The sequence below is a fragment of the Paenibacillus hamazuiensis genome, from assembly GCF_023276405.1.
Taxonomy (GTDB): domain Bacteria; phylum Bacillota; class Bacilli; order Paenibacillales; family NBRC-103111; genus Paenibacillus_AF; species Paenibacillus_AF hamazuiensis.
Genome location: NZ_JALRMO010000001.1, coordinates 7,093,165 through 7,105,535, shown reverse-complemented (window position 1 = coordinate 7,105,535; position 12,371 = coordinate 7,093,165). Strand labels below are relative to the sequence as shown.

General features: G+C 57.7%; 12 protein-coding genes. 1 reads left to right on the top strand and 11 read right to left on the bottom strand.

Annotated elements, in window-relative coordinates; all coding sequences use genetic code 11:
• Positions 1-100: 100 nt before the first annotated feature.
• The 9 genes from MYS68_RS31170 to MYS68_RS31130 all read right to left on the bottom strand — a co-directional run bounded on the left by MYS68_RS31170 (position 101) and on the right by MYS68_RS31130 (position 8,100).
• The gene (locus MYS68_RS31170) at positions 101-1,051 is read right to left on the bottom strand and encodes a ribose-phosphate diphosphokinase (protein WP_248929519.1); all 951 of its coding nucleotides are present in this window, start codon (positions 1,049-1,051) and stop codon (positions 101-103) included.
• Positions 1,052-1,128: 77 nt separating this feature from the next.
• Positions 1,129-1,956, bottom strand: a complete 828-nt coding sequence (hisJ, locus tag MYS68_RS31165) for a histidinol-phosphatase HisJ (RefSeq protein ID WP_248929518.1) — start codon at positions 1,954-1,956, stop codon at positions 1,129-1,131.
• A 176-nt stretch (positions 1,957-2,132) separates the two neighbouring features.
• Positions 2,133-2,804, bottom strand: coding sequence for a bifunctional phosphoribosyl-AMP cyclohydrolase/phosphoribosyl-ATP diphosphatase HisIE (hisIE, locus tag MYS68_RS31160; protein ID WP_248929517.1), 672 nt, complete (start codon positions 2,802-2,804; stop codon positions 2,133-2,135).
• Positions 2,801-3,559 (bottom strand): imidazole glycerol phosphate synthase subunit HisF, encoded by a 759-nt coding sequence (gene hisF, locus MYS68_RS31155; protein WP_248929516.1) that lies wholly within the window; start codon positions 3,557-3,559, stop codon positions 2,801-2,803. The genes hisIE and hisF overlap by 4 nt, the downstream gene beginning before the upstream one ends.
• A 101-nt stretch (positions 3,560-3,660) precedes the next feature.
• Positions 3,661-4,287, bottom strand: coding sequence for an imidazole glycerol phosphate synthase subunit HisH (gene hisH / locus MYS68_RS31150; protein ID WP_248929515.1), 627 nt, complete (start codon positions 4,285-4,287; stop codon positions 3,661-3,663).
• A 2-nt stretch (positions 4,288-4,289) separates the two neighbouring features.
• A complete protein-coding gene (gene hisB / locus MYS68_RS31145; RefSeq protein ID WP_248931067.1) occupies positions 4,290-4,892 on the bottom strand; it encodes an imidazoleglycerol-phosphate dehydratase HisB in 603 nt (200 codons plus the stop codon).
• Positions 4,893-4,956: 64 nt separating this feature from the next.
• On the bottom strand, positions 4,957-6,246 hold the full coding sequence (gene hisD, locus MYS68_RS31140) for a histidinol dehydrogenase (protein WP_248929514.1): 1,290 nt from the start codon (positions 6,244-6,246) through the stop codon (positions 4,957-4,959).
• Positions 6,243-6,887, bottom strand: coding sequence for an ATP phosphoribosyltransferase (gene hisG, locus MYS68_RS31135; RefSeq protein WP_248929513.1), 645 nt, complete (start codon positions 6,885-6,887; stop codon positions 6,243-6,245). The genes hisD and hisG overlap by 4 nt, the downstream gene beginning before the upstream one ends.
• 16 nt (positions 6,888-6,903) lie before the next feature.
• Positions 6,904-8,100, bottom strand: a complete 1,197-nt coding sequence (locus MYS68_RS31130) for an ATP phosphoribosyltransferase regulatory subunit (protein WP_248929512.1) — start codon at positions 8,098-8,100, stop codon at positions 6,904-6,906.
• Between the two features lie 271 nt (positions 8,101-8,371).
• Between MYS68_RS31130 and MYS68_RS31125 the strand changes: the two genes are divergently transcribed.
• Complete coding sequence (locus MYS68_RS31125; RefSeq protein ID WP_248929511.1) at positions 8,372-11,083, top strand: putative bifunctional diguanylate cyclase/phosphodiesterase; 2,712 nt, start codon at positions 8,372-8,374, stop codon at positions 11,081-11,083.
• Positions 11,084-11,216: 133 nt separating this feature from the next.
• Here MYS68_RS31125 and MYS68_RS31120 read toward each other — a convergent pair whose 3' ends face one another.
• Together MYS68_RS31120 and ppaX are read right to left on the bottom strand one after the other, a co-directional pair.
• The gene (locus MYS68_RS31120; protein WP_248929510.1) at positions 11,217-11,705 is read right to left on the bottom strand and encodes an acyltransferase; all 489 of its coding nucleotides are present in this window, start codon (positions 11,703-11,705) and stop codon (positions 11,217-11,219) included.
• Positions 11,692-12,366, bottom strand: a complete 675-nt coding sequence (gene ppaX / locus MYS68_RS31115) for a pyrophosphatase PpaX (RefSeq protein WP_248929509.1) — start codon at positions 12,364-12,366, stop codon at positions 11,692-11,694. The genes MYS68_RS31120 and ppaX overlap by 14 nt, the downstream gene beginning before the upstream one ends.
• Between the last annotated feature and the right edge of the window lie 5 nt (positions 12,367-12,371).

Sequence of the window (12,371 nt, the reverse complement as noted above, 5' to 3'; positions counted from 1 at the left end):
GGCAGTCGAAATTCGCTCACAAAGGCGACCGCTAACGCTTCTCCGGCACGACTGACGGCCACTTTGCCATTTTTCACCACACTTTATTTATATGAATAAATTAGACGCCGCCGTATTTGAACAAGGAACTGAGCGATCCGCCGTCCATGATGATGCGAACGGCTTCGGACAGCAGACCGGCTACGGTTAACACCTGGAACCGCTCGGAATGATCTTCCGGAATGGCGATGGAATCCGTAATGATCACTTCACGGATGTTCGGGTGGTCGAGACGCTGCAGGGCAGGTCCCGAAAACACCGGATGCGTCGCCAAAATAAACACGTCGTTCGCACCGCGCTCCTTAAGTCCTTCCACGACGTTTACGATCGTTGTGCCGGTATCGATCAGGTCTTCGATAATGACCGGTGTGCGGCCTTCCACATCGCCGATGACGTGCGTCACGACCGCTTCGTTATGTCGGTAACGCTTCTTGAACATCATGGCGATCGGCGCCTGCAAAATGTTCGCCAAATTTTCGGCGCGGGTCACGCCGCCGGCATCCGGGGATACGACGACGAGGTCGTTCAAGTTTTTCTTCTTTATATAGTCGCTCAGGAGGTCCAGGGCGGTCAGGTGATCCACCGGGATGTTGAAAAATCCCTGAATGGCCGGCGCGTGCAGGTCGATCGTCATGACGCGGTCCGCTCCTGCCGTTGTCAGCAGGTCCGCAACCAGCTTGGCGGAAATCGGTTCGCGCGGCGCAGCCTTGCGCTCCTGGCGGGAATAACCATAATACGGCAAAATAAGATTGATGGTCCGGGCCGAAGCTCGCTTCGCCGCGTCCATCATCACGAGCAGTTCCATCAGATGCTCGTTGATCGGGTGGGAAAACGTTTGTACGAGGAACACGTCGCAATTGCGGATCGTCTCTTCATAGTGGCAGTAAATTTCTCCGCTCTTGAATCGGGAAAGCTTGATCTGTCCCAGCTTGACGCCAAGCTCCTGACAGATCTTCTCAGCAAGCTTCGGGTTGGAAGAGCCCGAAAATATTTTTAATTTGCCGCTATCCATGGTTACCTCCGGAAACGATTGGGTTTTAAAAATGGGTCAGCCGGCCGGCTGCTGAAATCTCATATTGTCCATACTCATTATACATGAAAAAACGCGTTTCCAATAGGTTTGAGAGTGCGGTTCCGCTTTTCAAATGTGGCTAATTTGTTAAAACCGATCTCCTTCAGCAGATCGACCGCCTGATCGAGATATTGCGCAAGCCGCTCCGGCTGATGAGCATCGGAACCGATCGTTAACGGAATTCCTTTTGTGTAACAATATTCCAAAATCCGCCGACTCGGAAACATTTCCGCAACAGGCATGCGAAGTCCCGACGCGTTTAGCTCGATTGCCAGATCGCATTCCTTGATCACATCGAGCGCGGCGTTCTCGAGCCCGGTCACGTCCCGTTCCGGCTTAAAGCCGAACCGCTTCACGACGTCGAAATGACCGATATAATCGTAAAATCCGGTGCGGGCCGCTTTTTTCACCGCATCGTAATACTGCTCGTATACGGCATAGGCATCCTTGCCTTCCCAGCCATGCGTCTGACGGTAGTCGGTAATGTCCCACTCACCGAGAAAATGGACGGAGCCGATCACATAGTCCCACGGATAGGCTTTAATGATCCGCTCGATGTCAGCCTCATAGCCTTCGATGTAATCGCCTTCGAGACCGATGCGGATGTCGATCTGCGATTTGTATTTTTCCTTCAAATGGAACGCTTCCTCCACGTACCGCGGCAGCTCCTCCATCAGCATGGCGCTGCCTTCGTAATACGTGGCCGGGTCGACATGCAACAAGGGCATGTGATCGGACAGGCCCAATTCCTCCAGTCCGATCTCAATGCCCCTGAGGACGTATTCCTCCAGCTCTCCCGATGCATGCCCGCAGCGAACGTGGTGCGTGTGATAATCGATTCGCATGGGATGGTCTCCTTTTCCGAAGCGACAATGGCAGGTTGGGAATGGCGGGCGGCTGCGGGCTAACAGCAGGTACCTCCGGCACTTGCTTTACCCTTCGCCATCTCATTCCCAATCAAAATTTCGCTTCGCAAAATTTTTTTTATTGCAGTAATAAAAATCGGGGTCTGCGGCCGCTTTTACTTGTTGTGCCGGCGAGCCAGTTCGGCCATGACGTCGTCGAGCGGCAGCTTCTGCTCGCGCAGAAGAACGAGCAGATGGTAGATCAGGTCGCTCGCCTCGTAACGCAGCTCGTCGTGGCTGCGGTTTTTCGCCGCGATGATGACCTCTGCGGTTTCTTCGCCGACTTTTTTCAAAATCTTGTCGACGCCTTTTTCGAACAGGTACGTCGTGTACGCGCCCTCCGGGCGCTCCGCATCGCGCTTCGCGATCGTAGCTTCCAGCTCGCCTAAAATAGCGAAGCGGTCGCCCTGCACAGAGCCCTTTTCCTCCCCGGCAGCCGCCACTTCATTAAAGAAGCAGCTGTACTGGCCGGTATGGCAGGCAGGACCTTGCTGATCGACCAGCACAAGCAGCGTGTCCCCGTCACAGTCGTACTTCAGGGAGCGCACCTTCTGAATGTGTCCGGAAGTCGCTCCCTTATGCCAAAGCTCTCCGCGGGAGCGGCTCCAAAACCATGTCTCTCCGCTCGTTACGGTCAGCTTCAAAGATTCCTGGTTCATGTAAGCCAGCATAAGCACTTCCTTGCTGACCGCATCCTGCACGATCGCCGGCACGAGTCCGTTTGCATCCCATTTGACCGCAGACGCGATCTCCGTCCAGCTCAGCTTGCTCGATAATTGCTCCGTCATCGGACTTCGACTCCTTTTTGCCTAAGATCGCTTTTGACTTCTTCAATTGTAAGCTCTTTATAGTGAAAAATCGTCGCCGCCAGCCCCGCATCGGCCTTTCCTTCGGCGAACACATCGTAAAAATGCTCCTTACTCCCCGCACCTCCGGAAGCGATGACCGGGATACCGACCAGTTCGGATACGGCTTTGGTCAAAGGCAGGTCGAAGCCGTCCTTCGTGCCGTCCGCATCCATGCTCGTGAGCAAAATCTCGCCCGCGCCGAGGTCTTCCACCCGCTTCGCCCACTCCAGCGCCTTGATGCCGGTGGAATTGCGTCCGCCGTGGGTGTACACCTCCCACTCGCCCCACTCGGGGTTGAAGCGCGCGTCAATCGCTACTACGATGCACTGCGCGCCGAATTTGCGGGCGCCGTCCGAGACGAGCTGCGGGTTTTTCACCGCTGCGGTGTTGATGCCGATTTTATCCGCGCCTGCGCGAAGCAGCCGCTTCATGTCGTCGGTGCTGGCGATGCCGCCGCCTACCGTAAACGGGATCGTGATTTCGCCCGCCGTCTTTTTCACCACCTCGACCATCGTCGCCCGACCCTCGTATGAGGCGGAAATGTCGAGAAACACAAGCTCATCTGCGCCTTCGCGGTCGTAAATCGCCGCCAGCTCGACCGGATCCCCGGCATCGCGCAGGTTGACGAAGTTGACACCCTTCACAACCCGGCCGTCCTTCACGTCGAGACATGGGATGATGCGTTTTGCCAACATGGTTTGCTCCCCCTTCCCTCTTTAATAACCCTTTCCATCACCGGCCGCACAAACCTGCACTTTTGCATCGCGCAGGCAGTTTCCGCTCAAGCAAACGCTTCTTACCCCTGCGACACCGCGCGTTTTGCACCGCTCAGGCTGAGAAAATTGTCCAGCAGCCGCATGCCCACGCTGCCGCTTTTTTCCGGATGGAACTGCATGCCGTACACATTGCCCCGGCCGACGATCGCCGTCACTTCCTGATAGTAGTCGGTCGTCGCAAGCAGATCCGCCGCCACCTCCGGCAGCGCGTGGAACGAGTGCACGAAGTACACGTGGCCTTCCTCAAGGCCGCGGAACAGCGGGCTTTCCTGCTTGAACGAAAGGCGGTTCCAGCCCATGTGCGGGATTTTGTACGATCCTGTGAAGCGGACGACCCGGCCCGGCAGCAGGTTCAGCCCGCGGTTCAACCCGTGCTCCTCGCTTTCGCTGAACAAGAGCTGCATGCCGAGGCAGATGCCGAGCAAGGGCTTGCCCGACGCGGCATAAGCGAGCACCGTGTCCACGAGGTTCGCCGCTTTCAAGTTGTCCATTGCGTCGCCAAACGCGCCCACACCGGGTAAAATCGCGCCGTCCGCCGCCAGGATGCGCTCCGGATCGTTCGTCACGACCGCCTCGTAGCCGAGCCGTTCGACCGCCTTGCTTACGCTGTGCAGGTTGCCCATCCCGTAGTCGATAATGGCAATCACGGCTACAGCACTCCCTTCGTCGACGGCACGCCCTTCACGCGCGGATCGATGCTCGTCGCTTCGTCAAGGGCGCGGCCGAGAGCCTTGAACACCGCCTCGATCATGTGGTGCGTATTTTGCCCGTAATGCACGATGACGTGCAGCGTGATGCGCGCCTCCAGCGCGAATTTCCATAGAAACTCATGCACCATTTCGGTCGAAAAGCTGCCCACCTGCGCCGACGGATACTGCGCGCGGTATTCCAGGTGCGGACGGTTCGAAATGTCGATCGCCACCTGTGCCAAAGCCTCGTCCATCGGTACGAACACGTTCGCGTAGCGCTTGATGCCCTTCTTGTCGCCGAGCGCTTCGCGCAAGCATTGGCCGAGGCAGATGCCGATATCCTCCACCGTGTGGTGGTCGTCGATATGCACGTCGCCCTCCGCTTCGACCTTCAGGTCGAATTGCCCGTGCTTCGTAAACAGATCCAGCATGTGATTCAAAAAAGGAACATCTGTTTGGATCTCCGATACACCGCTGCCGTCCACCTGCAAGCTCAGCTTGATGTCGGTTTCGTTCGTCTTGCGCACTATGCTCGATGCACGGCCTTCCGCCGCTCCGGTCACGGTAGCGCCGAGCCCTCCTTGGTCCGCCTGCTCGCGAGGTCCTGCCTGCTGCTCCTTCCACCCGTTAGCCAACCGAATCCCCTTCTTTCTCCAAACGTATTTGAATCGCCCGCGCATGCGCTTCAAGCCCCTCGTGCCGCGCCAGCGTCATGATCTGCCGCCCGTTCTTCATGAGCGCCTCTTTGCTGTAAGAGATAACGCTCGACTTCTTGATAAAATCGTCCACGTTCAGCGGGGACGAAAACCGTGCCGTGCCATTCGTCGGCAGTACGTGGTTCGGCCCGGCGAAGTAATCGCCGACCGGCTCCGAGCTGTAGGGCCCGAGGAAGATGGCCCCGGCGTTTTCGATTTTGCCGAGCCAGCCGAATGGCTCGGCCACGAGCAGCTCCAGGTGCTCCGGCGCCAGCCGGTTGATCACCTGGACGCCCTCTTCCAGGTCGGCGACCGTCAGGATCGCGCCGTAATCCCGGATCGAAGCGGCGGCAATCGCCCGCTTCGGCAAGCTCTCGAGCTGGCGCGCGACCTCCTCGCGCACCCGCTCGGCCAGCTGCGGCGACGGCGTCACAAGAATCGCCGACGCCATCTCGTCGTGCTCGGCCTGCGACAGCAGGTCCGCGGCCACGTAGGCCGCGTCGGCGCTGTCGTCCGCCAGCACGGCGATTTCGCTCGGGCCGGCGATGCTGTCGATATCGACGGCCCCGAACACGTACCGCTTGGCCAGGGCGACATAAATGTTGCCCGGGCCGACGATTTTATCCACGGCGCGGATCGACGCCGTGCCGTATGCGAGCGCGGCGACGGCCTGCGCCCCGCCGACGCGGTAAATGTCGCGCACGCCGGCTTCGGCGGCCGCGACCAGAATGTGGGGGTCGATGCCGGCGACCCCCGCGGTGGCCGGCGGCGTGACCATCACGATCTCGGGTACGCCCGCCACCTGCGCCGGAATCGCGTTCATCAGCACCGACGACGGATACGCGGCTTTGCCGCCCGGCACATACAGGCCGACGCGGCGCAAAGGCCGGATCACCTGGCCGGTGATCGTGCCGTCCGGCGACAGGTCCATCCACGACTGGCGCTTCTGCTTCTCATGGAACGCGCGGATGTTCGTCGCCGCCTGCCGCAGCGCCTCGACGAACGCGCCGTCCACCTGATCGTAAGCGGTGCGGATCTCTTCGTCGCTCACGCGCAGCTCGCCGACGGAGACGCCGTCAAACTGCTGCGTCAGCCTGCGCAGTGCTTCATCGCCGCCTGCGCGCACCTCGGCCAAAATACGCTGCACCGCTTCGTTTTGCTCGGGAGTGCCATATTCCATCTCACGGTTTAAAGAAAACTCGCTTGCCGGCACAATTCTCATTGCTTCACGCCTCCTTCCGCCGGAATCACTTTCTGCAGCACGTCACACAATTCCTGAATCCGCTCGTTTTTCATCCGGTAGCTGACCCGGTTCGCGATCAAGCGGCTCGTGATGTCGAAAATTTTCTCCATCTCGGTCAAACCGTTCTCGCGGATCGTGGACCCGGTCTCCACCATGTCGACGATCCGGTCGGCTAGGCCGATCAGCGGCGCCAGCTCGATCGAGCCGTTCATCTTGATCACCTCGACCTGCTGTCCTTTCTCGCGAAAATATTGCGACGCCACGTTCGGATATTTCGTCGCGACGCGAGGGTTCAGCACCGGCTGCCAGTCCGGCAGGCCGATCACCGACATGCGGCAGCGGGCGATGCCGAGATCGAGCAGTTCGTACACATTGCGGTTTTCCTCCATCAGCACGTCCTTGCCGACGATGCCGATATCCGCCGCTCCGTATTCCACATAGGTCGGGACATCGACCGGCTTCGCCATGATGAATTCCATGCTCAGCTCCGGTACCGGAATAATCAGCTTGCGCGAATCGTCGAATTCGCCCGTCACTACAAGCCCCGCCTCGCGGAACAGCTTCGACGCCTGTTTATAAATGCGGCCTTTCGGCATGGCTACTCTTAATATATCCTGCATTTGCCCAACCCTTCTCTCACAAAAACTCGATGACATCGCGGTACAGCTTGCCTTCCACCCGGCACGTATCGTCCGCCAGCGTCTCCACGCGCCAATCGCCGCGGCCTGTGACGAGACGCGTCTCCACCGTCAAACCTTGGCGGGTGCGCATCTCCTTCGCCGTCCGGAACGCTTCCTCCCGATGGGCCGCATCATAAACAATCAGCACCCGGTACGGCGCCTCCTCCCGATCGCTCAGCGCCACTTCCATGATACGGTTCGTTTTCAGCGCAAACCCCGTTGCCGGAGCCGGACGCCCGAACTGGCCGAGCAGGTTGTCGTAACGCCCTCCGCTGCATACCGGGAAGCCGAGATCGGCCGCATATCCTTCGAATGTCATCCCCGTATAATAGGAAAAATCGCCGATCATCGTCAAATCGATGCTGACATGCTCGCTGACGCCGTACGCCTTCAGCACGTCCCATATTTGACACAGATGTTCTATCGACTGCTGTGCGAGCGGGTCGCGGGTCAGTTGCTGCGCCTGACGGCAAATTTCATCGCCCCCGCGCAGCCGCAGCAAGCTTTCCAGCTGGCTGCGCGCTTCGTCGCTTAACCCAAGCTGCTTCAACTTTTCCCGGTAGCCGACGTAATCGCGGCCGAGCAGACAATCCTTCAGCGCGGTTTGCGCATCGCCCCGGCCCGGCAGCATTTCGCTGAGCAGTCCGTTCAGGAAGCCGACATGGCCGAGCGCGATTTTGAACTTCTGTACGCCTGCAGCCTGCAGGCTGGCTACCGCCAAAGCGATCACTTCCGCATCGGATTCCGACGATGCGTCGCCGACAAGCTCCACGCCGGTTTGGAAAAACTCCGCATCCCTGCCCGCCTCTTCCTCAATCGCGCGAAATATGCTCGAATGGTAAGACAAACGGATCGGAAACGGCTCATCCTTAAGGAGCGATGAGACGACCCGGGCAATCGGTGCCGTCATATCGGAGCGAAGCACAAGCGTCGTTCCGTTGCGGTCGAGCAGCTTGAACAGCCGTTTGTCTTCCGTGGAGCTGGCCACACCGACCGTATCGTAATATTCCAGCGTCGGCGTAATGATCTGGCTGTATCCCCAACGCTCCATGCATTCCAGCACTTCATATTCAATATGACGAAGCCTGGCTACCGCCTCGGGTACATAATCCTTCACTCCGGTCGGTTTTTCAAACACTTTCGGTTTCGACACGTTCGTTCACCCCATATTTATCAAAACTTCAGTTATATACGATCCAGTTTATTTGCTTTAGTGCGATAATATGCTACCGTGCTACCAAAATAAAGAATGTACTCGTAAGTTTATCATGGACTATAGTCAACGTCAATCGATTTTCTTTAGTTTGACCCTCCTTGCGGAAGAAACACGTTTTCTCCATAATTCGGCAGGAAACAACAAAGCAGGGGCGAATATCTTAATGTATCTTTTTTCATCCAATTAGCTGAGGGGGACCTTTACGGAGATGCACGCAAAGAGGATCGGCATACGGACTCCTTTCATGGAAGGTCCTTATTACGGCGGGCTGCTTTATCATATTCGTCGAACGCTGCAGGAAAACGGCTTCGGCATCATTGCCTTACAGACGACACTGCAAAGCGGCCTTAGGCCCGATTCCTGGTCCGGCATCCCTCTGGCGTTGGAACGGGCAGACGGCTGGATCGTCGTTCAAGCGCCCGGTTTTGAGGCGACGCCGGAGGAGCTTGGCCTCTGCGGGAAACCGGTTGTTGCGATTGAACTTGACGTTGCCGGTTTCCTTGCCGCCGATGGCGAGCGTATCGAACCGGGCGAGATGGCTGCATCCCCTCCCGATATTATGGAAAAGACTTTTATCGAAAGCGCACGGGAAGCGGTGCAGACTCTGCTCCGTCTCCTCGGATCGGACCCGGAGCCTGCGCAGAGACATGTCGTTTCCGCTTACCCTGCCGCGGGAAGCTCTTATACGCACGAGCAGCTCCCTTTTGAACATATTGCCGAATCGCCTCTTACCTATGATACATACGAAAAAATCATACATAACCTGCAAGTTTCCGCCCGCAATCAGCACGAAATCAGCCGGCATTTCCTAAACGCGACGCCAACCGATCTGAAGACGATGTCGTGGCTCGAGTATACGGGGGCTGTCTGGGGCTGCTACGCAGAGCTTCGCACAGACGAATGCGGCTTCCCGATACTTTCGATCGAGCATTTGTCAGATCCCGGCCGGATGACGGATATTCCCTCTAACGCGAACTTCCGGGCCGAGCTTTTTCCTCCGCTGCCTGAGCCGCATCATGACGAATCTTTCTGGCGCCGTCATGTGGCGGAGGTTTATCCAGTAGCGTCCGGCTCCAGGTTACGTGGCTATATGGCGATCGTCAGACCGGCGGACAGCGGCCCATCCCGCATGGCCTCTTTTGAACGGATGACTCCGCTGCTCGGTTTATTCGGCACGGCTCTGGAACGGATCGAACTGCTGGAATTTCTGCGCCGGCAGGAAGAAACGTACCGTGAAATGGCGGAAAAGCTTGAAATCGTTTCCGGTACGACCACCGACAGCATCTGGTCCTGGGACATTTCAACGGACCGCCTGGAGTGGACCGGCCGCATACACAGCTTACTCGGATCCAGCATTACGGATACTACGCTCGAACGGGGGCGATATTTGGAGCTTGTTCACCCGGAAGATTTGCCTGCGATGACAGAATCGATGAGGTGCCATCTCGAGCACGGCGTGCCGTACGAAATCGAATACCGGGTGCGCCGCGACGACGGCTCGTACATGTGGGTGTTAAGCGCCGGCCAGGCGATTCGCGATGAGCAGAACAAGCCGCTGCGCATGATCGGCTCCATCCGCAACATTGACGAAAGAAAGCAAGCGGAGCGCCGCATCATGTATTTGGCCTATCACGATTCGTTAACCGGCCTGCCCAACCGGCTGCTCTTTTACACCCGCCTGCAGCAGGCATTGGAAGCAGCCCGGCGGAAGCGCAGGCATATCGCAATCCTGCTGATCGATCTCGACCGCTTCAAAGTGCTTAACGACACGTTCGGGCACCAGCTCGGGGATAAGCTGCTCAAATATATCGCCACGCAGCTTACCGGCAGCGTGCCGGAAAACGCCACTGTCGCCCGGCTTGGCGGCGATGAATTCATGGTGCTGCTGCCTGATCTCGATGCTCCGCAAACGGCAAAGGATACTGCGGACAGCCTGCTGCGCGTGCTGCAGCGCCCTTTTATCGAAGGAACGGCCGAGTTTCACGTCACCGGAAGCATCGGCGTAACTCTTTATCCGCAGGACGGCGAAACCGTGGAAGCCCTTATTCAATGCGCGGATATCGCGATGTACCGGGCTAAACATGAAGGGAAAAACCGCACGTCTCTATATGCGCCGAAAATGAACGAGCAAATCGCCCGCCGGCTCGACTTGGAAAACGGCCTGCGCAAGGCGCTGCCCCGCGGAGAATTTGTCGTCTACTACCAGCCGCAAATGGATCTGCGCAGCGGCGAAATTTACGGAGCGGAGGCGCTGCTCCGCTGGCAGTCGCGCGATCACGGAATGGTCCCGCCGCTGGATTTTATCCCGCTGGCGGAGGAAACCGGCCTGATCGTGCCGATCGGCGAATGGGTGCTGCAGGAGGCTTGCCGCCAAGCGGTGCGCTGGCAGCAGCAAGGACTGCCGCCTATGAGCGTAGCCGTTAACATCTCCGCGCGACAGTTTATGCACACGGATTTCATCGACCGGGTGAAGCTGGTGCTTGCCGAAACCGGGCTGCCTGTCCATAAGCTGTGTCTCGAAATTACCGAGAGCACCGCGATTCAAAATATCGATTACAGCGTCGGCCTGCTCAGCGAGCTGAGAAATCTCGGCATACGTCTCTCCATGGACGACTTCGGCACAGGCTATTCCTCTCTCGCGCTGCTCAAAAAGCTGCCGCTGCACGTCGTCAAAATCGACAAATCGTTCATCGGCGATATCACCGAGGACCCAAGCGACTCCGCCATTGTCCAGGCGATCATCTCCATGTCGCACAGCATCGATTTGCAGGTCGTCGCCGAAGGGGTTGAAACGAAGGAGCAGCTGCTGCTGCTTTGGCAGCAAGGCTGCGACTCCATTCAAGGCTATTACGTCGGCAAAGCCGTACCTTCCGACCAACTGCAAGCGATGCTGCTGCGAAGACAAGCCCCCCAAAAGTGATTGGAACCTTTGCAGCCTATTCCCCCGGTGATCCACAATAATTTCCTTAGTAAAAACAAAAGGTTAGGAGCGTTCCCCACAGGGCTCGTCCCTAACCTTTTTTCAAACCGGCATCGATAAGCAGCCGACAGCCTTACTCACCGCCGGCGCGAATGACCTGCAGCGGGTTGCCCGCGACGAAGGAATGCGGCGCCACATCCTTGTGCACGACCGAGCCGGCTCCGATCACGGCGTAATCGCCGATCGTAACGCCGGGCAGCACCGTCGTATTGGCGCCGATCATCACGTTCGAACCGATGCGCACCTCGCCGATCCGATACTCCTTGATCAAATACTCGTGCGTCAAAATCGTCGTATTGTAGCCGATGATCGTGTTATCGCCGACGGAGATTTTTTCCGGGAAAAACACGTCGACCATCACCATCAACGCAAAAGCCGTCTGCTCGCCGACCTTCATCCCGAGCATCCGCCGGTATATCCAGCGTTTGAGCGGAAGATACGGCGTGTAGCGGCTGATTTGAATGCATATGAAATTGCGCACCGCCTTCCAGGGGCTGATCGTCCGGTACATCTGCCACAAGGAATTGGGTCCCTCGACGGGATAGCGGTCAGTTTTTCGCAATCGAAATCCCCTCTGATCCTGACTTTAAACCTACGATGGCGGGAAGCTCCCGCATATCGTGAATAATATGGGTCGGCTTGTAGCTGTTCAAGTAATCGATTCCTTTGAGCGACCACGCCACCGCCACCGACGGAATGCCCGCATTGCGCGCCGCCTCGATATCGTAATGGCTGTCGCCGACCATCACGGCCGATGCTTTCTCCATGCCGAGCCGGCTTAACGCCAAATGAATCCCTTCCGGGTCCGGCTTCGGGCGCTGCACGTCGTCCACCGTCACCACCGTGCTGAAGAAAACGTCCAGCCCGCAAAGCCTGAGCCCCATTTCCGTCGTTTTGCGCACCTTGCTTGTTACCACGCCAAGCCGCAACCCGGCGGCATGAAGCTCGGCGAGCACCTCGCGCACGTATGGAAATTCTTTGACCAGCTCATCATGCCGGGCGATATTGAAAGCGCGGTATTTTTCCACCAAATCTTCCACCTGATCGCGTCCGCTGAAAAATTTCATCTGATCGACCAGCGAGCGCCCCATATTCGGAATGATGTGCTCCCGGGTCAGCGGCTGCGGCGTTACGCCTTCGAATGTATGCAAAAACGATTGAATGATCAGCTCATTCGTGTCGACGATCGTGCCGTCAAGGTCAAACAGTACCGTTCGAATCATCGGCT

Bases quoted from the DNA above. Each gene is read 5' to 3' on its own strand.
- hisIE (WP_248929517.1), bottom strand. From the start codon at position 2,804: ATGACGGAGCAATTATCGAGCAAGCTGAGCTGGACGGAGATCGCGTCT.
- hisG (WP_248929513.1), bottom strand. From the start codon at position 6,887: ATGCAGGATATATTAAGAGTAGCCATGCCGAAAGGCCGCATTTATAAA.
- hisF (WP_248929516.1), bottom strand. From the start codon at position 3,559: ATGTTGGCAAAACGCATCATCCCATGTCTCGACGTGAAGGACGGCCGG.
- MYS68_RS31125 (WP_248929511.1), top strand. From the start codon at position 8,372: ATGCACGCAAAGAGGATCGGCATACGGACTCCTTTCATGGAAGGTCCT.
- hisJ (WP_248929518.1), bottom strand. From the start codon at position 1,956: ATGCGAATCGATTATCACACGCACCACGTTCGCTGCGGGCATGCATCG.
- hisD (WP_248929514.1), bottom strand. From the start codon at position 6,246: ATGAGAATTGTGCCGGCAAGCGAGTTTTCTTTAAACCGTGAGATGGAA.
- MYS68_RS31170 (WP_248929519.1), bottom strand. From the start codon at position 1,051: ATGGATAGCGGCAAATTAAAAATATTTTCGGGCTCTTCCAACCCGAAG.
- ppaX (WP_248929509.1), bottom strand. From the start codon at position 12,366: ATGATTCGAACGGTACTGTTTGACCTTGACGGCACGATCGTCGACACG.